The following is a 23,276-nucleotide window of genomic DNA, read 5'->3' on the forward strand; positions in this document are numbered from 1 at the left end:
ACGCAAATTCGTTCTTTCGGGCCAACTTGGGTATCATGAGCCAACCAAATTGACACCGTGGCGAGAGCGGGGCACTCCAGCAGCGGCAAGCGCACGAATGACGGGTGTGCGACTCATCACTTGGTCATAGTCGAATCGAATGATCTGATGCACATTGCGTTCGGCGAACAACGCCCGCTCGCGTACCTGTTCGTCGTGCACCACGGCGCGTAGACTACGATTCCGCGTCATGTCGAGGTCCACATATTTGCGCATACCGTCGAACTCCACAATAACGTTGCCGCCATCCACGGTTGTGAACTCGAAATCGGTTCGGAACGTATGGCCGTGATTGTAAGGATTAGCGTGCCCGACCTGCATCTGAGGCACCGGGAATCCTGCTTCGAGCATGGTTCCGCGGCACAATGATTCGCCCACGCTTTCACTCGAAGCGCTGGCATATTGGATGAGAAGTGGTATGTTTTTCAGGCGTCTGTTTCGTTTTGGCTCCAAAGCGGTGAACATTTCAGTGAGTTCTTCCTTGCTGGTCAGCTGTTGACGCAATGCCGAGTCAAACATAGCCAACATGTCGCGGAATTCGTACCGTAGCGCGCAGTCGATGAGGGTGCGTGCCGCTGGTGTGACGGGCAGACCGTTGACTTTGGTGAGGTTTTGCGCGGGTGTGTATACACGTTGGACGTGGCGTCTCTTGTTGACCGCGTTTTTCTTCTCGCCGCAGATATAGATGTGCTGGTCATGATGCAGCCAGCCGCGGTATTCGAATCCATGAATGGCTGCCGCACTCAGCGAGGCAAAAACCCACTGAGGGTGTTCGCTGGAAAGTGTGGAGATAAGCTCAGCTGCCTGCTGCTGCGGGTATAAGCAATTCCATGCCTGCGTCTCAACGTATATGCCACGGTAGATTCTAGTGATTGTGCCGGTTTTACATTTTCTGATCAGCATTTGTTTTTCAGCTTCGGTTTGGGCAACGATGCACAGACGATGATTGGTGTTGTTTCTTGCCTCAGGGTCGTGTTGTTTGCCGCTCATATTCCAGAATCTACCCTTGTGTTCAGGCTGCGGTCAATGAAATACATCGATGTGGGTAAATGGTGGTCAGCCGTGTCGAGCTGGTAGGACGGTGATAGTTGGCCCTAAAGAACGCGAAATCGTTCTTTAGGGCCAACTAAGCATTGGTTCCGATGAAGAGTAAACTGAAACCAAGGCAATATCGCGACAAACGATAAATAAGGCAATCAATAGAATTACATGGCTTGAGGGTCCTGAACGTAAGCGGGGAAATGCTGCAGATGCGGGGCCAGGGGAGCGGTTATGAAGGTTTTGGTCATCGGCTCGGGCGCTCGCGAACACGCCATTGCATATACCTTGCTCAAGGGTGGGAGCGTTTCGGAGGTCACCGTGGCACCGGGAAACCCGGGCATGGAGCGAGACGGGATTCGTACCATGAGGATTAGCCCTCAGAATCGTATGGAGCTCATCGAATTCGTGCGGGACAACGGTTACGACTGGGTGTTTGTAGGGCCCGAGGTGCCGCTGGTGGAAGGCATTGTGGACGACTTCGCGGATGCGGGAATCAAGGCGTTTGGCCCTACTCGTAAGGCGGCGATGATTGAGGGGTCGAAGACGTTTGCCAAGACGCTGATGCAGGCTCACGGTATCCCTACTGCCGCGTCGCGCACGTTCATCGATTTGGCCAGTGCTGAGGCTTACGTCAGAGGGCATGGGGCGCCGATTGTGGTGAAGGCCGATGGATTGGCTGCCGGCAAAGGCGTGACGGTGGCGATGGACGAGGAAACCGCCGTTGATGCGTTGCATGAGATTTTTGTGGATCATCGGTTTGGCGCGGCGGGACTGCGTGTCGTGCTGGAGGACTACCTGGAAGGGCAGGAGTTCTCGCTGATGAGTTTCGTGAACGGCAGGCGCTTCTGGCCCATGCCGATTTCGCAAGACCACAAGCGGGCTTACGACGATGACAAAGGCCCCAATACCGGCGGCATGGGGGCCTATAGCCCGGTGCCTCAGATAGGTGACGATGTGGTGAAAACTGCCGTCGACACCATAGTTCGGCCAACGGTTGAGGCCATGGCAGATGGGGGAGCTCCCTTCACCGGCGTGTTATACGCAGGTCTCATCGCCACGGATGAGGGCCCGAAGGTGATTGAATTCAACGCCCGATTCGGCGACCCGGAAACCGAAGTAGTGCTTCCGTTGCTCTCTTCTGATTTAGGCAAGGGCATCGACGACATTCTCTCTGGGCGTGAGCCCGAGTTTACTTGGGATACCGATCACGCCGTGGTGGGGGTCGTTCTGGCATCAGATGGATATCCGACGGACGCGAAAACCGGTGCCACTGTGCCGATCATTGAAACCGATGATGACTCTCATGTGTACTATGCCGGCGTGAAGATCGCAGACACTGATATGACGGCGAGCCGCGATTCAGGTATGTCTGCCGCTGCTGGTGAGGACGGCGAGAGCAGTGCGGAAACCACGGTTCGAAGCGGTTCTGGGTCTTCTGGCCATATAGGAACCGTCAACAATATCACCGGTGCCACCTCGTCCATGCTCAAGACCGTGTCGCAGGCTTCGCTCGCCTCAAGTTCGGGCCGCGTGCTGCTGCTCGCCGCCAAAGCGGAAAGCATTGGCGGCGCGCAGACACGTGCCTATGAGCTTCTGAATTCAGTCGACACTGACGGCATGTTCTATCGCCATGACATCGCCGATAAGGCGCTGAGGTAGGAATCAGCCTCAACCGCTGATGGCAGAAAGAATCACAGATACAAGGTTTTGTGTCAATGATTTGTGTTTCGGGTACTATAGGTTTGTAAACTGGCCCAGACTATAACGGTTTGGGCCAAAACTGTGTCATCTTGTCGACTAGGTATCGGAGGTTGTTCATGGACACGGATAAAGGGCGTCTAGATGCACAGCGGGGCGAAGTCCGGGCGGATTCTGAATCCGACGCGAACCAACGGAAACGGGTGGTGATCTACCTCACTCGCCACAGTAGGACCACAGGCAACGAGATGCATTTGATGCAGGGGTGGTGCGATTTCCCGCTTTCTGTGGAAGGGGTCCGCATCGCTCGGCAATTTGGACGTGGGCTGAAGGCATGTGGCATCAGGTTCGGTGCGGCGTACTGTGGCAACCTCACCCGGCACTATGACACGGCTCGCATTGCACTGCAATATTCAGGTAACAGTGGTGTTGTCATTAGGGTTGACCCTGATTTGCGGGAGGATAATTTCGGGAGCTTTGAAGGGCGCCCGGTAGTTGAAACCAGGCGTATGGTGTTGGAGAGATTGAACTGCTGCGATGCTGCCGAGGCCAACGTCAAGTTCGGTGACGATTTTATTGTGCACTGGCAGGATGCATTGCACGATTTGGATTTGGAGAATGCGCTGCACACAGATTTGACCGATGAAGACCGCGCGGAAAGTGTGGCGGAGATTCGCGCTCGTATGGTGCCCGCCATCATCCGGATTGCGCAGGAAACTGAGCGACGCGGCGGCGGCAATGTACTCGTGGTGAGCTCAGGCAGCGTGATTAGCCAATTCCTGCGAGCCGTAGCTCCGGCGGCCGGTGTGCCCAACCAGGAGAACACCGCGGTAACGAAGGTGATCTATGTTGATGGCGAGTTGGCCATTGTCGGTGAGCCAGGGTCGATGGAGTATTACGAGCACGGTGCACAATAACTGTCTGATCCATTGGGAGTGGTGGCGTTCCGCCCGCGGGTTCAGTGTTTGCTCTTCAAATCGTCCCAGCAGCCTGTGGCCTCCAGCTCGTGCACAGTGCGGGAGGTGTCGTCGGTGAGCACGGTGATATGGCCCATCTTGCGGTCCTGACGCACTTCGGCCTTGCCGTAGTCGTGCACGTTCCATTCAGGGTGTTCGCCGATGAGCGCGCGGGTCGGTGCCACATGCTGGCCGAGTACGTTCGCCATCACCGCTGGGCTCAGGAGCTTGACCGGCGGCAGCGGCCATCCAGCGATGCCACGGATGTGGGCATCGTATTGGTTGAGGCTGCAGGCTTCGATGGTGTAATGGCCGGAATTGTGGGGGCGAGGAGCCAGCTCGTTGACAATCACTCGGCCGTCCTTGGTGATGAACAGTTCGATGGCCAGTGTGCCAGCAAGTTCGAAACCGCGGGCAAGGCGAACGGCCAGATCGTGCGCCTCCTGGGCGATTTGTGGCGAAACCTGCGCCGGGGCAATGGTCAGGTGGAGGATGTTGTTTCGGTGTTCGTTGCGCACCAGCGGGAAGGTGACCAGTTCGTCGTTGTTGCCGTTGCCTGAAACGAGCACGGAAGCCTCGAAATCGAAGTCGACGAAACCTTCCAGGATGCTCGGCGGGAACGTTCCTTCGCGCTCTGCGCGCTCGCGGATTCGTTGGAGGTCTTCCGGGCCGCGCAATACGTCTTGGCCGTGGCCGTCGTAGCCACCGCTGCGAGTTTTGAGCACTGCCGGATAGCCTATATGCCTGCGCCTGCAATCCACGGGAGCAATCGATGGGGCTGAGGTTGCCGAAACCGATGTGGCTGTGTTCTTTGAATTGGCACCCGTGAGTGCAGCGGCAGCTGGTGTAGTTGTTGCCGGAGCACCATACTTTGCGCCGGCTGCTGAAGCTTGATCATTGGATGCACCTTCGTCGGTCTTGCTGCTTGGTGTGGCATGCATATTCTCGTTATCCTCGGCTTCCCCATACCCACCTTCCAACGCGTCAGCCAGCTCCTCGATGTTGTCGATTGGCCTCCAGGGTGCAGTGGGTGTGCCGTGGCTGTTTATGAATGTCTTTTCGTGAACGCGTTCCTGGGTGACCCGCAGTAGGTCCGTGCCCTGCGGCACGGCTGCTTTGTCTGCTCCCGTTCCACGCACGGTATCGATGGCATCGGCGTCGACGTTCTCGAATTCGTAGGTGAGCACATCGCTGCGTCTTGCCAGCTCGCGGATGGCGGCCTCGTCATCGTAGTCGGCGGTGATTTGGAAATCGGCCACTTGCGCGCAGGGGCAGTTGGGTGTGGGGTCGAGTGTGCCAACGCGAAACCCGTGGTATTTCGCCGAAATTGCCATCATCTGGCCAAGTTGCCCGCCTCCGATGATGCCGATGGTGGCTCCCGGCATGAGCTGTTTGATTGTTCCATTGGTTTCCTCAGCCAAACTTGGCATGTATGCTTCCTTCCATGGATCTGGTCAATATTGAATAAAATAGTGCACGACAATCTGATATGGGCTGACGGTGCGAATTTTCGTCGAGTTGCCTCAGTCTCAGTCAATGAATCATTGCGATTGAGATGGAATAGGGGGTGCAGGTCTCGGTTTTGTCCGTTCTTGCCGACTTCAATTTTCCAGTTGGGCTAAATGGACGATTTTGCGCCGGATTGTGTCCGTTTTACCCAACTGCGATTGAAAAGTCAGACTAGACGGACAATTGCGGTGTAGCTTGCGGCCTATTGTGGTCCTGTTGAGGAGCGGTCTGCGGCTTGGCCGACTGTGACTCACCCTAGACGAGTTGTGCGTTCGATGCCGCGACCTTCGCCTTGAGCTCGTTGCGGTAGTCCTGCAATTTCTGGGCAAGTTCGGCGTCAACGGTGCTTAGGATGCTGACCGCGAGCAGCCCTGCGTTCTGTGCGCCGGAGTTGCCAATGGCAGTGGTGGCCACGGGAATGCCGCCTGGCATCTGCACGATGGAAAGCAATGAGTCGATGCCTGAGAGCGCATGCGATTGCACCGGCACTCCTATCACAGGAAGTGTGGTCTGCGCAGCCACCATGCCTGGAAGGTGCGCTGCGCCGCCAGCTCCGGCGATGATGACCTTGATTCCAGCTTCTCTGGCACCATGTGCAAAGCCGGCCATAAGCTCGGGTGTGCGATGCGCGGAAATGACCTGCTTTGAATACGTCACACCGAACTGATCGAGCGTTTCGCAGGCGTGCTTCATGGTCTCCCAATCACTCGCTGATCCCATGATCACCGCCACTTTCGGGCGTGTGCCCTGCGGATCTCTCGGGAATGAGGGATTCATGGATTGGGGCTGCAGATTCTGGGAATCTTGGGTTTGAGCATTGTGATTCCGCAGGTTTTTCTGATTTCTCGAATCTGAGGACGTCGGAGAAGGAACCGTACGGCCGCCTCCACCATGAAGCTCCTGGAGATTGCCTGGACTCTCGAGACTGTTGAAATCGTTGGAATTGTTTGATGTTGCCACTGTTGCCATGGAAAGCCTTTCGGTAGGAACGTCTTCAATATTACGCGTCTCGTGTGATGAAATAGACTTTGAATCGCCTCTTTTCTGTTCAGTGGGTACTTTTCTTTAGAAATTTGCTGAGCCACATTTTCGAATCGTTGGAATTCCGACATTTTCGAAATTGGTATTCAGATTTTTCCGAGAAAAAGTGCCCACTGAACGAAAGAAGGGCGGAATTCAGTGATTTTTGACTGTCTGGACACCAAAATTAATTTAATTATGTGGTTTTAAATCTTGTAATGCCCGCTCACAGTGTGCTGCCATGAAGTTTGGATTTATGTAGGGAGATTTGCTCCGATAAGGCCAGAGAATGGTGAAGTAGGATTTTCAATAATCGCCGTAATGGCAATGATTCTGAAAGCGGTATTATGGCAGCCCGCCAAAATCTTCCTACATAAATTTCAAAGGCATTCCTATTGCCACCACAATTGACTTCGAGTGTACTTTAAGAGCTAGCGTAAGTCTTACATTTGCACGGATTACGCGGGTTACAGGGACTACTGGGACTGTAGCGACACATCTATTGCAAAACACTGGAACGGAGGAACAATGACCAACATCATCATTTTAGGAGCATACGGGCAGATCGCACGCCTGACGCGCGCTCGTCTCTTGCGCGAGACTGACGCACATTTGACGCTCTACCTGCGTAATGCGCGGCGTATTACGGATGTTGACCCCAAGCGCGAGACCGTGGTGGAAGGTGACGTGAACGATTACGCCGCCCTTGCCGCCGCAATCAAAGGTCAGGACGTGGTTTTGGCGGATTTGGGTGGCCGTTTCGAACCGATGGCCGCGAACATTGTCAAGGCTATGGATGAGGACGGTGTGAGCCGGCTCATCTATATCACCGGTCTCGGGCTTTACTTCGAGGTGCCGGGTGAGTTCGGCCGCTGGGTTGAGGAGAGCTGTGGCAAGGAGGTCATGGACGACACCCGCCGCGCCGCCAAGATCATTGAGGATTCCGACATCAACTACACCATTATCCGTGCCGCTTACATGGACAACGCGGATGACACTGATTATGAGATTACGCAGAAGGGCGAGCCATTCCGCGGCACCACGATCTCGCGTGCCTCGATTGCCGATTACATCGTGCGGCTGCTGGCCGACCCGAAGCTTGACAACCACGCCAGTGTGGGCATTTGACCGCCCCGGCACCGATGGCGACCGCCCGGTATGGTGACAGCGGCGCTGAATCTACAGTAGTTGAGCATTGTCCGCCGCCAAGCTGGCTCAGCCCCGTATACTGGAAGTATGAGCGAACAAACGAATGTGGATGTATCGGGAAATGGACAGGGCACTGGAGCCGAGGCAAATGGCATGTCTGGTCTGAGCGAGGCGAATAGTGCACATGGGCCCAGTGAGGCGAGGGCCATTGCACAGTTGCCGCGTCGCCGCGCCCAGTCGCTGCGGTTCGGTGCAGGTGCCCCACGTTCGGCCCAGGTGATGGGAGATGGCAGGGTCGCGCTGTTTCTGCGCTCGGATGGGCCGCAGGACGTGGTCACGTCGCTTTGGGCCAGCGTGCTTGACGGCGTCGGCGAACATAGTGGTGCGCATGAACCTCGGGAAGTAAAACTGGCCGACCCGCGCGAGTTGCTTGCCGATGCCGACACTGAAGACGTACCGCCGGAGGAGATGGCCCGCCGTGAGCGTGCGCGAGAGGGCGGCGAGGGCATCGTTTCCTATTCCGCCGATGTCATGGGTGCGCGCGTGGTGTTCACCATCAATTCGAGATTGTATCTGACTGAGATTTCGCAGGTGCTGGTGGAGACTTTTGGAGAAGCGTCTCCCACGTTGCGGAACGTCAGGGAATCAGAAGGTTCTGCGCAGATGCCTGGTGAGGTTGGTAGCTCCGGTGCCTCGCCTGTTTCTAAGGAGTCGGCTACCCGTCAGATTCTGCCGGACGTGCTTGCCGATGCGCAGTGGCAGCCAGTGCTCAACCCACGTATCTCGCCAGACGGCATGCACGTGGTCTATTCCACCGGTAAGCGCTTAGTAATCGTAGATATTCCGAGCATCGACCCTGCTAAAGACTCAGTGCATGAAGTTGCCGCAATCGCCGAGGACGAGGATCCTGAGACTCACAAAATTGGCTTGGCTGAGTTCGTGGCTGGCGAAGAGATGGACCGCTACGAGGGCTTCTGGTGGAGCCCCGATTCGAATGCCTTGCTTTACGAAACATTCGATTCCACACCCGAGCCGATGTGGTACATCAGCGACCCTGCGCATCCCGACCGGTCTGCATCCGGCCGGCGTTACGCCCGTGCACTGACGAAGAACGCCATCGTCACCATGAAGCTTGCCAAGTTGCGTTTCGAGGGTGCAGGCGGCCAGTATCAAGGTTGCGAGACCTGCCTTGTGAGTTGGGACAGCAAGACGTATGAGTATATGTCGGCTGCGAGCTGGAAGCGCGGGCAGCGGCCCGTCATGCTGGTGCAGAACCGGCGGCAGAACCGTGACCAGGTGCTTGAGATCGGCGTTGATGGGGCCACGACGGTGCTTGAAGAACATGAGAACCCGCAGTGGCTTGACATCGTGCTCGGCACGCCTTCTCGTACGCCGGACGGCCGATTGGTCTGTGCTTTCAACGATATGGCTACCGATACCAACCGTCTTACGGTTGACGGCAAGGCCTTCACACCGGTCGGCTGGCAGGTGCGCGAAGTGCTGGACATCAGCGACGAGAATGTGCTCGCAATAGTGCAGCGCACGCCTGAGCTGGCGGATGCCGCAGCTGTCGGTGGTGACTCCAACGCCGCGTTGCCGGCTGCTTGGCGCGGTGACAATAACAGCGAAACCGGCTTGGCGCATGACGCGCGCAGCATGGACGTGGTGACGATTGATTTCACCGGTGCCATCACGCCAGTGAGTATGGAACCAGGTGTGTGGGGCGCTTCCCGCAGCGGCAATGGCATCGTGCTCTCGGGTCGTGGTATGAGCGAGTCTGGTAGTACCATGACGCATACCTTTATTATGCCGGCTACGGGTGGATCAGAGGCATCCAGGCCTCTCAGCGAAAACATTGCCAATTATGCTGATGTTCCGGGGTTCACGCCGAACACTAATTTTGTGCGGCTGGGCAAACGTAGTATGTATGCCGCCATCACCCGTCCGAGCGCTGGCAGCAAGTGGGCCGGTACCAGGAAACTGCCGGTGCTGGTCAAGCCGTATGGTGGCCCTGGGGCGCAGCAGGTGTTACTTAGCCAAGCGAACTACTTGGAGTCGCAGTGGTGGGCAGACCAAGGTTTCATCGTGCTCACCGCCGACAATCGCGGCACCACTGGGCGCGGGCCGAAGTGGGACCGCGAGATGTTCGAAGACATGAAGTATGTGAGTCTTGACGACCAGGTGGAGGCCGTGCAGGCGTTGCCAAGCGTGGCTCCCGAGGCAGATCTCGACCATGTGGCCATGATTGGTTGGTCATACGGCGGATTCCTTTCGGCGCTCGCCGTGCTTGACGCGCCCGACACCTTCCAGGCTGCGTGCGCCGGTGCCCCGCCCACCGATTGGACGCTCTACGACACGCACTACACGGAGCGCTATCTGGGCCTCGACCCGAAGGTCTACGAACGCAATTCGATTGTGGCTGATGCGCCCAAGCTTACCCGGCCATTGATGCTCATCCACGGTTTTGCGGACGATAACGTCACCATCGCGCATTCGTTGCGGCTTTCACAGGCGCTCATGGCCGCTGGCCGTCAGCATACGTACTTGCCGCTCACGGGCATCACCCATATGACCAATGACCCCACGGTGGCGGAGAACCTGCTGGTGCTCCAACGCGACTTCCTCTACAACGCGCTCGGCATTGAGGCATAAAAGGAGAATGAATTTGAAAGGGCCGTTGCCCAACAAGGCAACGGCCCTTTTATTTGTGCGAGTAGGGGGAGTTGAACCCCCACGAGCATTCGCTCACTGCCACCTGAAGACAGCGCGTCTACCATTCCGCCATACTCGCAGACAAATATTAACGATACCTCTGCTTGTCGCCTTATGCAAGGAACTTCGCACGCGTGTCGAAGTCTCGACGGCTGAGAGGCTGTTTGAACCTACTTGCGCTACCTTTTGCGACGTTAGGTGTCGTCATTGGTAGCGCAAGAAGTCGGCAGCCGAATGAAGGTATCGGGTCGTCTGCTTGATCGGATGGCCTACTTGATCAAATGGCTATTCATGAACCAGTTGAAGTGCTCCAGTTCCTGCACGTGGTCTTGGATGATGTTTGAGCTGATGATGTCGATTGGATCGAGCACCTTGATGGACTCACGTTCGGCCACGATGAACTCGGCGTAGTAATCCACGAGCGCCTTCAGGTAGTCCTGCGTATCCTGGCGGCCCCTGAGCGGGAATTCCTTCCAGTCGCGTTGGGAGATGATGAAGTCTGGGCCGCCTTCCGCAGCGGCACCTAAAGTCGCAATGCGCTCGGCGGTCTCATCGGCCATGTTGCGCACGGAATCGACTTCGGGGTCGATCATCTCATGCACGCCGATGAAGCTTGGCCCAGCCACATTCCAGTGCGCGTGCTTAAGCACCAGCGAGGCCTCTTCCTCATGCGCCAGGCACTTGAGCAGGATCTTCGCGATCTTGTCGGATGTTGCTTCGTCAAGTCCGGGACTCAAAAACTTGTCTGCCATAATGTACGTCCTTTCTTACCTTAAACCAACTTTATTCAATTATAAAGGAATAACAGAGTCACGATCAGACTGCGCCGTAAGGCTAATTCTCCACGGAGCTTCAAGTGTGGTATGCGGATATGTATCGCGTATCTTTGATGCCATTGATACTGATACCATTGACACGATGAGCAGGCGATGGGTGTCCGTTGTCTGACGAACTGTGGGATTCAGATGGGTTGGTTGGTAACAGTGTCATTAGCGGTACTATCGACTCGTCGTTGGCATTCATTGGGCACGTAATTGGGCGCTTATTCCGTGTGGTTTTCGGCATTGATGATAGCCGTGCCGTGGCCACTGTTGCCGTTGGCCTCGTTGCTGTCACTGCTGGTCGCCTTGCGCACCTCGATGGTTTCGATTCTCCGGCCGTCCACTTGGGTGACGATCATATCGTACCCGTCATCGGAATGCAGCACATCGCCCACAGCGCCGAGTTTGCCGGTGTGCGCCAGAAAGTATCCGGCGACGGTCTCGTATGGCCCGTCTTCCAGCTCGATGCCGGTCAAGTCGGCGAAATCCTCTATGGTCATCCCGCCGTCAATGGTGGCCACGCCGTCAATGAAGGCTGTTGCCGCCTTGCTGTTACCGTTGTGATCGCGGTCGCCGCCAGGTTCGTCCGGTAAGTCATATTCATCGCGAATGTCTCCCACCAGCTCCTCGGTCATGTCTTCCAGCGTCACGATGCCGTCTGTGCCGCCATATTCGTCGATGACCACGGCCAGATGGATGCCGCGTTTGCGCAGTAGCTCAAGACTTGGCAGCAGTTTGGACGTGCCGGGCAGTGAGATGCCCTCGCGCACCACATCGGCGACCGTCTTGGCATTGGGGTCGCGGATGTCGAGCAGGTCGCGCACATGCACGAAGCCGAGCACGTCGTCGAAATCCTTGCCTGTGACGGGGTAGCGGGAGTAAGGCATTTCGCGCACGTAGGCGGCCGCATCGCCAAGCGGCATGTCTCCGTCGAGAAATGTCACGTCGGCACGAGGGCGCATGACTTCTGCCACAATCGTGCCGGAGGCGTCAAATACGTCATCGAGAATGGTGCGTTCGTCCGAGCTTAGACGTGAATTGGAATCGACCAAAACCCGCAGCTCGTCGTCGCTCACCTCGCTGCCGGTCTCGTTCGGGTCAAAACCTAGAAGCCGCACAATGCCGTTGGTGCATTTGCCAATGGCCCAGATGATTGGCCTGCAGATGGTGGAGAATACGTCGATGGCGGGCACGACGGCGCGGGCGATTTGCACGGTGCGTTGCATGGCGATGCGCTTGGGCACCATCTCGGAGATGACGATGGAGCAGAAGGAGATGATGAGCGTCAACACGATGGTGGTCAATGGCGCAGCGATGTGAGTAGGAACGCCCCAGCCTTCCACCACCGGCACCACGAACGGTGAGATGGAGGATTCGCCGAACGATGCCGAAAGGAAACCTGAGAGCGTCACGCCGATCTGCAGGGTGGAGAGGAATGTGTTTGGATTGCGCGCAATCTTGGCCACCCGAGCCCCGCGCACATCCTGTTCCTCCAACTGGTCAAGCTGGGAGCCGCGCAGACTCACCAATGCCAACTCAGTGCCGGAGAACACCGATCCGAGCACGAGGAAGACGAAAATCAGCAGAACATTGAGCCAAACGGACATATTTCCAGTCTAATATAAGGAATCGATTCATTCAGTGAGCACTTTTTAGAGGGGCAATAGTCGAGGCCAAAATCAAGAACGTTGAAATTCCATATTTTTTGATTTTGACCGTATCGTGTTTTGAAAAAGTGCTCACTGAATGAATGCTAAGTGATTATGGAATGAATTTGCACGATGGGTTCGTCGCAATCCAGATCCTCGACGTTTCTGGAATGTGCTATAATCACAATTACCTACCGTTCGGTAACTAAAGGATGTCGGCCTTCCGAAGTTCGCCAAATCCTGGATGCCGTACGGGTGCACACCACTGTGCACATGGCGTGGCGCCGCTTCTGGAGCATCGAGGTTGACATCAGTTCCAAGCGGCTATACGAATGAAAGGATCAATATGAGTGATCAGAATTCAAGGCATCAGGCGGAGTTGCCAAAAGCGCAGGACCTTACCGTTGAAGAGCAGGCGGCGCTGACCAGCGGCACCAATCCTTGGAGCATCGGCAGTGTGCCGGAAAAGGGCCTGCCCAATTACACCATCACCGATGGTCCTCATGGCTTGCGCAAGGCGCAGAATCTTGAAGGCATGGACGTGGACGTGGCCGTCCCGGCCACCTGCTTCCCCCCGGCTGCAGGCATGTCGAGCAGTTGGAATCCTGACCTTATCAAGAAGACGGGCGAGGCCATGGGTGAGGAGTGTGTGCAGGAGCAGGTCGCTGTCATCCTCGGGCCTGGAGTGAACATCAAACGCAATCCGCTGGGTGGCCGTTGCTTCGAGTTCTGGAGCGAAGACCCCTACCTGGCCGGTCACGAGGCCGTGGGCGAGGTCGAGGGCATCCAGTCCAAGGGCATCGGCACGTCCGTGAAGCATTTCGCGGCCAACAACCAGGAGACCGACCGCCTGCGTATCAGCGCCCGCATCAGCGACCGCGCCCTGCGCGAAATCTATTTCCCCGCATTTGAACACATCGTGAAAACTGCCCAACCTTGGACAATCATGTGTTCCTACAACCAGATTAACGGACAATATTCTTCTCAGAACCACTGGCTCCTTACGGACGTGCTCCGTAAGGAGTGGGGTTTCAAGGGCATTGTCATGAGTGATTGGGGCGCCGTGCACAACCGCGCCGCCGCGCTCAACGCCGGGCTCAACCTTGAGATGCCGCCCACAGGCACCGACGACGAGATTGTGCATGCAGTGCGCGATGGTGAGATCAAGCCCGAGCAGCTTCAAGCCATGGCGCAGGGCATGATTGATTTGGTGGCCAAGGCCCAGCCGGCCATGGAGAAGGGCAAGGCCGGTTACCGCTACGACGTGGATGCACACGACGAGGTGGCGCGTGAAGCCGCCCGCGAGGCCATGGTGCTCCTGAAGAACGAGGATGACCTCCTACCGGTGAAGCCGGGCACGAAGCTCGCCGTCATCGGTGAGTTCGCCCGCACCCCGCGCTATCAGGGCGCTGGATCCTCGCTCATCAATCCCAACAAGCTCACCAGCTTCCTCGATGCGTTGAAGGAGCGTGGCGTGGATGCCGACTTTGCCCCGGGCTTTACGCTCGACGCTGAGGCGCAGGCGCAGTCGCTTACGGATGAGGCAGTGAAGGCCGCCAAGGGCGCGGACACCGTGCTGCTCTTCCTCGGGCTTCCCGCCGAGGCGGAATCCGAAGGCTTCGACCGCACCACGCTGGCCATTCCCGCCAAGCAGATGGAGGTACTCAAGGCCGTGGCCGCGGCCAACAAGAACGTGGTGGTCATCCTTTCCAACGGTTCCGTGGTCTCCATGCCGTGGGCGGGGAAGGCCAAGTCGATTCTTGAGACATGGCTCTTGGGCCAGGCTGGCGGCGCCGCCACAGCCGATGTGGTGTTCGGTGACGTGAGCCCGTCCGGCAAGCTCGCGCAGACCATCATCAACGATCTGGGCGACGACCCGACCTCGATGAACTGGCCCGGTGAGGAAGGCCACGTGGACTATGGCGAGGGCGTGTTCGTGGGCTACCGCTACTACGACACCTTCCACAAGAGCGTCACCTACCCATTCGGCTACGGACTTTCCTACACCACGTTCGACATCCACGATGTCAAGGCCGTCAAGACCGGCCCGCAGAGTGTGCATGTGAGCGCCAGGGTGAGTAACACCGGCACCCTTGCCGGAGCTGAAGTCGTGCAGGTCTATGTGGCCCCACCGGCATGCAAGGTGGCTCGCCCCGTCCATGAGCTCAAAGGGTTCAAGAAGGTCTTCCTGGAGCCTGACGAGACCAAGGAGGTTGGGCTTGACCTCGACTCCCGTGCGTTTGCCTATTGGTCCGAGGGCTTCAACGACTGGAAGGTTGAGGGCGGTTCCTACGGCATCGAAGTGGGCAACTCCTCTCGCAACATCGTCAAGACGGTGCCCGTGCAGCTCGACGATGACGGCAAGGCCATGGAGCTCACCGGTCAGTCCACGCTCGCCGAGTGGCGCGACGATCCACTTGGTGCCAAGGTACTCGACAAGGTGATTCCTGCGCTTAACAAGAAGTATGGCCGCTCGGTCATTCCTGACAGTGACCTTATTGTCATGTTCCTGAATTCGGCGCCTTTGAGTGGCATGTCCATGTTGCTCGGCGCTGATGTGGCGAAGGATATCTACGAATCCGCCATGGAGGAATACAACAAAATGACCAAGTAGCCGGTTGGTTTACTCCAGATAATTGCTTTGGTTCCCTATCGACGTGGTTGGTTGGATGCGTCGGTAGGGTTATTTGTCTCCAACTGCTGATTCGTTCACAGTTTTGAATGAATCGGTGGCCTCGTCCCCATTTCCAAAGAGCGTTGATTTCCCATGAGTCGATAGTTGCGTCTTTGTCCCTCGAACCGATTTGCTCACATTGCGTTTGTCGAGTAAAAGAAGGCTGAATGTTGAATGCCGATGAACAATAATTGCGACAATCTTAGCTATGATGACTGTTGAACGAATGAAAATATCATGATACAGCACTTACCAACCGTTCGGTAACTATGGATGTTACTGATTTCTTGGGGGAGGTAAGCCATGGAGGCAGTCTCATTACCTGATGCAGCGAACTTGGCACCAGACACAGGAAAACCACTGACCAATAAGGTGCGCTTCGGCGTTGGCTTTATCATGGTCTCACTACTTTGGGGCATACCATTTTCCATGGGCTCCGGAGTCCTGCTGCCGCAAGCGTGCGCCGTGGATTGTGCTTGGTGGCGTGATCGGTGCCGCAGGTTATTTCCTCACGGCCCACGCTTCCTCGCTTGCGCTGATCGTCACCGGCTGGTGCATCGTGCAGGTTGGCATCAATTGTCTTATCGCCCCAGCCGTTGCTGTGCTTTCTGACCGCATCCCCGAAGCTGTGCGTGGCACGTTCTCTGCAATTTACGGTGCGGGCCAGATCATTGGCATGCAGCTAGGTAGCTTCATCGGCAGCTTCTTTCTGACCAAGCTCAACACCGGGTTGACCATTGGAACGCTGTTCTTCCTCTTTTCCGGCCTCATCACGGTGCTGATTTGGCCGCGTGAGCAGTCCGCGGAACACAACACGAAGGTTACCTCGTTTTCCGGTATTTTGCGCTCCTTCATTCCGCCCACCAAGAACAGCCGTGATTTTTATCTCGCCCTTATCGGCAGGCTCACCTTCACCATCGGCATGTTCATGATCACTGGATTCCAATACCTCATTCTGAAGAATTACATTCATTTGAGCGTTCCTGATGCAGGCACTGCCACCAGGGTCATCGCGATCATCACTTTGGTCGCCACCATTCTGGCATCTGTGGTTTCCGGCCCGCTTTCCGATTTCCTTCAGCGTCGTAAAGTGATGGTTGCCCTCGGCTGCGTTCTGACCGCCTTGGGTGTGGCTATGCCGTGGATCATGCCCACCACCACAGGCATGTACATCTATGCCGCTCTTGCCGGTCTTGGCAACGGATGCTACATGTCTGTTGACCAGGCGCTCAACGTCGATGTTCTACCTAACGCCGAGCAGGCCGGCAAGGACCTTGGCATCCTGAACCTCTCCAACACCATCGGCCAGGCGTTGGCTCCATGGTGCACCAACGCCATCATCAAGATCGCCAGCAGCTATAAGGCGGTCTTCCCCGTGGCGGCTTGCTTCCTGCTTGTCGGAACCGTCGTCATCATGATGATTCGCAAGGTTAGGTAAGGATGAGGCAGATCACTTCTCTTGGAGAAATGTGAGAAAGTGGGCTCCACCATGTTTTGCCGGTGGAGGCCGCCTGCATAGCTACTGATTTCACTGAAAATCAGACAGTCTACTGTACCGTGCACAATGAGAAACATATCCATAGCGCCAACAGAAGAAAGAAATCATGATATCGCTTCACCGGAGTAGGGAATATGCGAATGGCGCAAACAGACGCGAAGCCATACTCAACGCTGCTGTGGTTTTGTTCGGTCAACGAGGATATTATGGTACCTCGTTGCAGAAGATAGCGAATACCGTTGGCATGACCAAGGCCGGTGTGCTCCATCACGTGGGTAGTAAGGAGGGATTGCTCAGCATTGTGCTCGACGAGGTTTATGACAATGCGGGAGCTGAGGTGCTGAGTCGTTTTGTTGCCGCCCAGCGACCTCTCGTGGCATGTATGTGGCGCGACATGGTCTCGCTCAACGCCAGGCGGCCTGAGCAGGTTCACATGTTTTCCACACTCGATGCCGAGGCCATTGACCCGGCGCACCCCGCGCATCAGTATTTCCTCGACAGGGACAGGAACCTCATAGAGTCGATGATGACGGTGCCATGGGTGCTGCCCGAAGGCGTTGATGCGCGTCAGATACTCAACGCTGGCTTCAGCATGATGGATGGCATTCAGTTGCGGTGGCTCAGGGCCCCGCAAAGTGACCTCAACGAGCTGTGGGCTCAGTGTGAGAACCAGCTGATGCCGTTGCCCATGTGGGAAGGGTATCGGTAAATCGTTCGGTAGGGACTTTTTCGACGAAATACCTCAGAGGCTCAAATCAGGAGTTGCGCAATCCCAACGTTTTGTTCTTAGATTTCTTTCAATGACGCAGGAAAAGTTCCAACCGAACGAACATTGGTTCACTGCGCACACCATCGGAAGCTGTCTGAGGGGGTATTGAGGCCTGCACCTACCTCGAAATTGTAGATTGCGCACCCGAGGCCCACGTTGGCGAAGAGGCCATCGGTAGCCTGAGCGTTTACAGTCATGTCTTCATGAAGGACGAAGGCAAATGGCTGCTGGTTCAGCGAGGTTGGCGCCTGCTCGCCGCTGGGCATGCTGCTTGGCGCCGTGCTGCTCGCCGTCTTCACCAATGACGTGCTGCGCTTCGTGGTGCCCGGCGTCATCGGCATTGTCTGCGACCTCGTCTTCGTGTGCACCCTGAAGGACCGCACGCTCCCCGAAGACACCCACGTGGAGCCGTTCAATGCCAAGGAATTCGTCGGCTCCTTCTTCTTCAACCCGCGCAAGGCCTCCGACCTCGGCTGGGCGTGGCTCTCCAAGGCGCTCATCATGTTCGCCTACGCCACCGTGAGTACGTACCTGACCCTCTTCCTCGGCGCCAAGTTCGGCATGGACACCAATGCGCAGACCAAGTTCAACCTCTACGTCAACATTGTTTCGATGGGCATGATGATCGTCATCTCCGTGGTTGGCGGCAACCTTTCCGACAAGATCGGCAAGCGCAAGATCTTCGTCATCTGGTCCGGCCTGCTCATGGCCATTGGCATCGTCGTCATCGCGTTCTGCCCGTTCGCCGGTCACACCGCTGGCCTCGCCCTGCTACTTGTGGGCGAAGGCTTCCTCGGCGCTGGCGGCGGTCTGTTCTTCTCCGTCGACATGGCCATGTGCACCGATGTGCTTCCTTCCCAGGGAGACACGGCCAAGGATCTTGGTGTGCTCAACATTGCCAACACCCTGCCCCAGTCCATCGCTCCGTTCGCCGCTCAGGCCATTCTTGCGGCGGTCGGTACTGGTGCCGGGTTCTCCGTCTGGTTCTGCGTGGGCGCCGCCGTCGGCTTGGTCGGCAGCTACACCGTCACCAAGCTCAAGGGAGTCAAGTAGACGGTCGCTTGCATGCTGAACCATGAAAAGCGGACAGTTGATATAAGCTAATTGCATAAGGAGTTGTGATTATGACAAATTCAGAAGAGGGGAAGCTTCCCTTCCAGGATTCGAACCGTTCCGTCGACGAGCGTGTGGGCGACCTGTTGGGCCGTATGACGCTTGAGGAGAAGGCGGGGCAGATGTTCCAGAACATCACCGTCTTCGGGCCGGTGGACCAGGGGTCCGAGGCCTTCGGGCTGAAACCGCTTAAGGAGACCATTGAGACGAAGCACATGACGTTCTTCAACCTCAATGGGAACGGCACCACGGGGCGGCAGATGGCCGAGTGGTTCAATTCGGCGCAGAAGGTGGCGATGAGCCAGCGGCTGCCGATTCCGATCACGCTCTCCTCCGACCCGCGCCACGGCTTCACCGACAACCCCGGCACCATGATGGCCGCCGGTCCGTTCTCTGCGTGGCCCGAGTCTCTGGGCTTGGCGGCGCTGCGTTCGAAGGACCGTGTGCGGCAGTTCGGCGACATTGTGCGCCAGGAGTACACGGCTGTGGGCATGCATTCGGCGCTGCATCCGCAGGCCGATGTGATGACCGAGGCTCGCTGGGCCCGTTGCAACGGAACGTTCGGCGAGGATGCGGATTTGGTGAGTGACTGCACCGCGGCCTACATCGAGGGCCTGCAGGGCAAGGAGCTCGGGCCGCACTCGGTGGCGGCCATGGTCAAGCACTTCCCTGGCGGTGGCCCGGAGAAGGACGGCGAGGACAACCACTTCGAGTATGGCCAGGATCAGGTGTACCCCGGAGACAATATGGAGTATCATCTGAAGCCGTTCAAGGCGGCCATCGCTGCTGGGGTCACGCAGGTCATGCCCTCCTACGGCAAGGTGGTGGGCACCAAGTACGAGGAGGTCGGCGCGGCCTTCAACAAGGGGCTGTTGCAGGATTTGCTGCGAGACGAGCTCCGTTTTGGCGACGGCATCATCTGCAGCGACTGGGGTGTGATTTCCGATGCCACCGTCGCCGGTCAGTTCATGCGGGCTCGCGCTTGGGGCATGGATGGCACCACGGCCGAAGAGAAGATGCTCAAGGCGCTCGATGCCGGCGTGGATCAGTTCGGCGGCGAGGAGTGCACCGAGTTGTTGGTCTCTCTGGTCCGGTCCGGCAAGGTGCCCGAGTCACGCATCGACGCTTCGGTGCGCAAGTTGCTGCGCAGCAAATTCGTGCTCGGCCTCTTCGACCACCCGTATGTTGATTCTGATGAGGCCGGGCGAGTGGTGGGCTGCAAGGCGTTCCGCGATGCGGGCGACCAGGCTCAGCGCGATTCGCTGACGCTGCTGCGCAATGTGGCCGGTGCCGATGGCAGGCCGACGTTGCCGCTCAAGGCTGGTGTCAAGGCGTATGTGGAGGGCATCGACCCTGCGGTGGCTGCGGATTACGGCACCGTGGTCGATTCCCCGGAGGCCGCCGATGTGGCGATTCTGCGGATGAAGGCGCCGTATGAGCACCGTAAGGGCGGCTTCGAGCAGTTCATGCACGCCGGTTCGTTGGACTTTACGCCCGAGGAGATCGCGCACGTGCGTGAGGTTGGGGCTGCAGTACCGACCGTCGTCGACCTGTATTGTGACCGTCCGGCCATCGTGGCGCCGCTCGTGGACTCCTGTGCGGCGCTGCTGGTCAATTATGGTGCCAGTGCGCGGAATCTGCTCGACGTGCTCTTCGTTCGCGGCGGTGCCGCGCCCAAGGGTCGCCTGCCGTTCGACATTCCCAGCTCGATGCAGGCTGTGGTGGGCGCAAAGAGCGATGTGCCCTTCGACACCAAGGATCCCACGTTCCACTTCGGTGACGGCTTGAGCTACTGATGGCTGATTTGTGAAAGCAAATTCGTTCAGAAGGGACTTTTCCTGCAAAGATTGTGAGACCAAAATCGGGAATGGTGGAATTCCAATGTTTTTGATTTTGGTCTTTCTGAAATTTGTCGGAAAGGTCCCCTCTGAATGAAAACTGTGATGAAGTAGTGTCGATTGTGGCTGTCGATGGCGTTTTGCCGATCAAATATCGTTGACAACGTGCTGTCGAAGCATCGTTCAATCATTTTAACTGCATTCGCTACTGGCAAATGCAGCTGAGTTGCCATGGTCGACGCTCAAAAAATCGTTATTGCATGGTGTCGCCGTTCTTTGTGGCTTCTTCCTTCGCCTGCGAGCCGTCCATGTATTTATGTAGCAGTTCGCGGCTTTCGGGGCGGGGCAGTGATTCGATGAGGTAGCTGCTGCACTCGACTTCGGTGCGGGTGAAGGGGAAGCGGGTGTCTTTCTTTGCTAACTTGGTGACGAGCAACCAGTCGAACACGATGAGGTAGGAGGCTGCTGGGTAGATCATCGCCACCAGGTACATCCACCAGATCGGGCCATTGCCCGCTGAATAGACGACCTTGAGGTAGGCGATGCCGAGCGGCAGGAAGCCGAGCAGAGCGGTCCACAGGCCTGGGTTGTAGGGGCGCTTCAGAATGACATTGAAGAGCGCGGCGTGCATGAGCACCTCAAGGAAACCGAAGAGCGTGACGCCCAGGGTGAGCCAGGTCTGGGAGGGGAAGAGAAAGGCCGGCAGATAGATGAGGAGCATGAACCAGTTGTTGCCCGTGGCGGCATTCCACTCGTTGAGCGGCCAGCGGTCGGGCACCTCGCTCGCCTTCTCCACGGTGTTGGCGACCAGTGGGAAGCCGCCGGGAGCTGCGAATTCCTCCACGAAGTGCAGGTTGATGACCGTCAGCTGGCCGAGCATGAGCCATTGCACCGCAGGCAGTTTGCCCCAGGTGAGAGCCAGTGCCACTGCGGCCACGATGGCCACGGCACCGTTGAACCAGTACCAGTTGCGGAAGGACCATTTCGCTGTTTTCAGTGTTGTTTCCTTTTCATAACGTGATCAGTTGATTCGTCATGATCAATTGATTCGTTGAGATTTTGCGCGAGTTCCAGTTGCACGGCCGGACTTACCCGTGCCACCAGTTCGTTGAATGGCAGATCGTATACGCCTGGGATGCGGGTGATGTGGCGCATGACGGCGATGCCAAGCAGATTGCCCAGCGCCAGACTCAGCGCGAGGCTCTGATCGGAGTCGAGGCCGCGCTCGTCGTCGAACAGCGCCGCTGAAGTGAACCGGCGCAAGGTTTTCATGCCGTGGCCGCTGGTCAGTGCCGACCGGACGATGGCCATTATCTGCGGGCGGGTGGATTCGTCCTCCCAGATGCCCAAGTAGGCGCGGGTGAGGCGCTCGCCGGTACCGCTATCGGGATTAGAACCGGGGCCGTGCAATGCCGCCCTCAACGTCTCCTTCACCGTCTCCGGTAGCAGCTGCACTTGCCTGAACAGTGCCGCTTTGCTGCCGAAATAGTGGGAGACCAGTGCCACGTTGACTCCTGCGGCTTCGGCGATGGCGCGCATCGTGGTGCCCTCGTAGCCGTGCTGAGCGAACTGCGCGCGTGCCGAGGCGAGGATTTGTTCCTTGGTGTTCTGGTTGCCTGGTCGTCGACCGATGTGGGGGGTGCGTGTTCGGCGTTTGGGTCGAGGATTGACTTGTGCTACAACGCGGCTGGGTTCTGCTCCAACGATGGTGCTCGAAGTAGCGGTGTCTGAATGGGTGCAAGGTGTAGCGGTCATACCTGCCTATTCTAGGAGGCGATACTGAAAATAAACAAATGTTGACATTTCTCCGTTTGAGGATAAGATGTAAATGTATAATTCAACGAATGTTTAATATGCTTGCTGTCGCTGCTGGAGCGTCTCCTCCTTCTGCCTGCTGACGAAAAGTGACGTTTTGGATTCTCAATTCGTCACGTTCGGTCAGGAATCGGGTAACGGAATGATGCAAAGTGACATTTTCGTGGTCCAATCCGTCATCTTGCGTCAAAGCAGAGGGTTGTGGCTGTAGCTATGACGGCATGCGGTGGGCGAATCAGGAGGTTCGTGGGATGAAACGACTCGGCAAATGGTACATGCACAATTGGTACTACGTGGGCGCGGTGATCTTCGCGCTTATGGCGTTCTACATGGGCTTCTGGGGCGCCGGGCAGTTCGGCCGCCTGCGCGTCATCCTCGTCTACAGCATGATGGCGCTGTTCTGCCACCAGTTCGAGGAGTACCGCATCCCCGGCGGTGCCCCGATCATCATCAACGTCGGCACCTATGGCGAGAAGAAGGACTACAGCCACTACCCGGGCAACGCCGTGAGCATCGCCATCGTCAACACCGTGGCCTGGTTCATCTACGCCGCGGCCATCATCTTCGAGAACGCCATCGGCTTCGGACTGGCCACCATGTTCTTTGGCTTCGTTCAGGCACTGGGCCACGGCATCGAGATGAACGTGCAGACCAGGGGCTTCTACAATCCAGGCATGGCCACCGCCCTGCTGCTCCACCTGCCGATCGGCATCTACTACATCGTCTACATCAACCAGCACGGCCTGGTGCACGGCATCGACTACCTCTGGGGCTTCCTCGGCCTCATCGCCATGTTCCTCATCACCGTCATCGGCCCGGTTCAGGGGCTCAAGGACAGGAACTCGAAGAACGCCCTGACGGACGAGGAGATGGATCGCTTCCACATGCGCACCAAGCTCATCAAGCGCGGCATCATCGAGCGGTGAATGCGTCATTTTCAGTCAGCGCGCTTTCTAACGGCAATATTGGGCCAAG

18 protein-coding genes, 1 tRNA gene and 1 pseudogene are annotated in these 23,276 nt (G+C 57.2%); 10 read left to right on the forward strand and 10 right to left on the reverse strand.

Annotated features, from left to right (window positions below; all coding sequences use genetic code 11):
• Positions 1 to 33 precede the first annotated feature (33 nt).
• Positions 34 to 1,029, reverse strand: a complete 996-nt coding sequence (locus ACSYSS_RS00410) for a hypothetical protein (protein WP_491703580.1) — start codon at positions 1,027 to 1,029, stop codon at positions 34 to 36.
• Positions 1,030 to 1,311: 282 nt separating this feature from the next.
• Here ACSYSS_RS00410 and purD point away from each other — a divergent pair, with 282 nt between their 5' ends.
• Complete coding sequence (gene purD, locus ACSYSS_RS00415) at positions 1,312 to 2,739, forward strand: phosphoribosylamine--glycine ligase (protein WP_491703581.1); 1,428 nt, start codon at positions 1,312 to 1,314, stop codon at positions 2,737 to 2,739.
• Between the two features lie 158 nt (positions 2,740 to 2,897).
• Entirely contained in the window at positions 2,898 to 3,695 is a 798-nt protein-coding gene (locus ACSYSS_RS00420; protein WP_491703582.1) for a histidine phosphatase family protein, read from the forward strand.
• A 41-nt stretch (positions 3,696 to 3,736) separates the two neighbouring features.
• Here the strand turns inward: ACSYSS_RS00420 and ACSYSS_RS00425 are convergent, their stop codons facing one another.
• The 3 genes and pseudogenes from ACSYSS_RS00425 to purE all read right to left on the reverse strand — a co-directional run bounded on the left by ACSYSS_RS00425 (position 3,737) and on the right by purE (position 6,020).
• Positions 3,737 to 4,675 carry a 5-(carboxyamino)imidazole ribonucleotide synthase gene (locus tag ACSYSS_RS00425; RefSeq protein WP_491704297.1) on the reverse strand — a complete coding sequence of 313 codons (939 nt, stop codon included), beginning with the start codon at positions 4,673 to 4,675 and terminating at the stop codon, positions 3,737 to 3,739.
• Between the two features lie 36 nt (positions 4,676 to 4,711).
• Positions 4,712 to 5,164, reverse strand: a pseudogene (locus tag ACSYSS_RS00430) (5-(carboxyamino)imidazole ribonucleotide synthase); the annotation flags it as partial.
• 334 nt (positions 5,165 to 5,498) lie between these two features.
• Entirely contained in the window at positions 5,499 to 6,020 is a 522-nt protein-coding gene (purE, locus tag ACSYSS_RS00435) for a 5-(carboxyamino)imidazole ribonucleotide mutase (RefSeq protein ID WP_491704298.1), read from the reverse strand.
• A gap of 771 nt (positions 6,021 to 6,791) precedes the next feature.
• Between purE and ACSYSS_RS00440 the strand changes: the two genes are divergently transcribed.
• Together ACSYSS_RS00440 and ACSYSS_RS00445 are read left to right on the forward strand one after the other, a co-directional pair.
• Positions 6,792 to 7,391, forward strand: a complete 600-nt coding sequence (locus ACSYSS_RS00440; protein ID WP_491703583.1) for an NAD(P)H-binding protein — start codon at positions 6,792 to 6,794, stop codon at positions 7,389 to 7,391.
• Between the two features lie 183 nt (positions 7,392 to 7,574).
• On the forward strand, positions 7,575 to 10,064 hold the full coding sequence (locus tag ACSYSS_RS00445) for a S9 family peptidase (RefSeq protein WP_491704299.1): 2,490 nt from the start codon (positions 7,575 to 7,577) through the stop codon (positions 10,062 to 10,064).
• Positions 10,065 to 10,120: 56 nt separating this feature from the next.
• On the opposite strand, the gene ACSYSS_RS00450 is transcribed toward ACSYSS_RS00445, so the two are convergent.
• The 3 genes from ACSYSS_RS00450 to ACSYSS_RS00460 all read right to left on the reverse strand — a co-directional run bounded on the left by ACSYSS_RS00450 (position 10,121) and on the right by ACSYSS_RS00460 (position 12,552).
• Positions 10,121 to 10,203, reverse strand: a tRNA-Leu gene (locus tag ACSYSS_RS00450).
• A 190-nt stretch (positions 10,204 to 10,393) separates the two neighbouring features.
• Positions 10,394 to 10,876 carry a Dps family protein gene (locus tag ACSYSS_RS00455; RefSeq protein WP_491703584.1) on the reverse strand — a complete coding sequence of 161 codons (483 nt, stop codon included), beginning with the start codon at positions 10,874 to 10,876 and terminating at the stop codon, positions 10,394 to 10,396.
• A 290-nt stretch (positions 10,877 to 11,166) separates the two neighbouring features.
• Positions 11,167 to 12,552 carry a hemolysin family protein gene (locus ACSYSS_RS00460; protein WP_491703585.1) on the reverse strand — a complete coding sequence of 462 codons (1,386 nt, stop codon included), beginning with the start codon at positions 12,550 to 12,552 and terminating at the stop codon, positions 11,167 to 11,169.
• 388 nt (positions 12,553 to 12,940) lie between these two features.
• Between ACSYSS_RS00460 and ACSYSS_RS00465 the strand changes: the two genes are divergently transcribed.
• From ACSYSS_RS00465 to ACSYSS_RS00475, 3 genes are all read left to right on the forward strand, one after another.
• Positions 12,941 to 15,208 carry an exo-alpha-(1->6)-L-arabinopyranosidase gene (locus tag ACSYSS_RS00465; RefSeq protein WP_491703586.1) on the forward strand — a complete coding sequence of 756 codons (2,268 nt, stop codon included), beginning with the start codon at positions 12,941 to 12,943 and terminating at the stop codon, positions 15,206 to 15,208.
• A 445-nt stretch (positions 15,209 to 15,653) separates the two neighbouring features.
• Entirely contained in the window at positions 15,654 to 16,706 is a 1,053-nt protein-coding gene (locus ACSYSS_RS00470) for an MFS transporter (protein ID WP_491703587.1), read from the forward strand.
• Positions 16,707 to 16,872: 166 nt separating this feature from the next.
• Positions 16,873 to 17,475, forward strand: a complete 603-nt coding sequence (locus ACSYSS_RS00475) for a TetR/AcrR family transcriptional regulator (RefSeq protein ID WP_491703588.1) — start codon at positions 16,873 to 16,875, stop codon at positions 17,473 to 17,475.
• 128 nt (positions 17,476 to 17,603) lie between these two features.
• Here ACSYSS_RS00475 and ACSYSS_RS00480 read toward each other — a convergent pair whose 3' ends face one another.
• Entirely contained in the window at positions 17,604 to 17,801 is a 198-nt protein-coding gene (locus ACSYSS_RS00480; RefSeq protein ID WP_491703589.1) for a nitroreductase family protein, read from the reverse strand.
• Here ACSYSS_RS00480 and ACSYSS_RS00485 point away from each other — a divergent pair.
• Positions 17,800 to 18,588, forward strand: coding sequence for an MFS transporter (locus tag ACSYSS_RS00485; protein ID WP_491703590.1), 789 nt, complete (start codon positions 17,800 to 17,802; stop codon positions 18,586 to 18,588). The genes ACSYSS_RS00480 and ACSYSS_RS00485 overlap by 2 nt on opposite strands.
• Positions 18,589 to 18,659: 71 nt before the next feature.
• Entirely contained in the window at positions 18,660 to 20,444 is a 1,785-nt protein-coding gene (locus tag ACSYSS_RS00490) for a glycoside hydrolase family 3 protein (RefSeq protein WP_491703591.1), read from the forward strand.
• A 295-nt stretch (positions 20,445 to 20,739) separates the two neighbouring features.
• On the opposite strand, the gene ACSYSS_RS00495 is transcribed toward ACSYSS_RS00490, so the two are convergent.
• A complete protein-coding gene (locus ACSYSS_RS00495; RefSeq protein WP_491703592.1) occupies positions 20,740 to 21,414 on the reverse strand; it encodes an HXXEE domain-containing protein in 675 nt (224 codons plus the stop codon).
• Between the two features lie 65 nt (positions 21,415 to 21,479).
• Complete coding sequence (locus ACSYSS_RS00500; RefSeq protein ID WP_491703593.1) at positions 21,480 to 22,241, reverse strand: TetR/AcrR family transcriptional regulator; 762 nt, start codon at positions 22,239 to 22,241, stop codon at positions 21,480 to 21,482.
• 335 nt (positions 22,242 to 22,576) lie between these two features.
• Here ACSYSS_RS00500 and ACSYSS_RS00505 point away from each other — a divergent pair, with 335 nt between their 5' ends.
• A complete protein-coding gene (locus tag ACSYSS_RS00505) occupies positions 22,577 to 23,227 on the forward strand; it encodes an HXXEE domain-containing protein (RefSeq protein ID WP_491703594.1) in 651 nt (216 codons plus the stop codon).
• The last annotated feature ends 49 nt before the right edge of the window (positions 23,228 to 23,276 follow it).

The organism is Bifidobacterium sp. ESL1118, assembly GCF_058505595.1.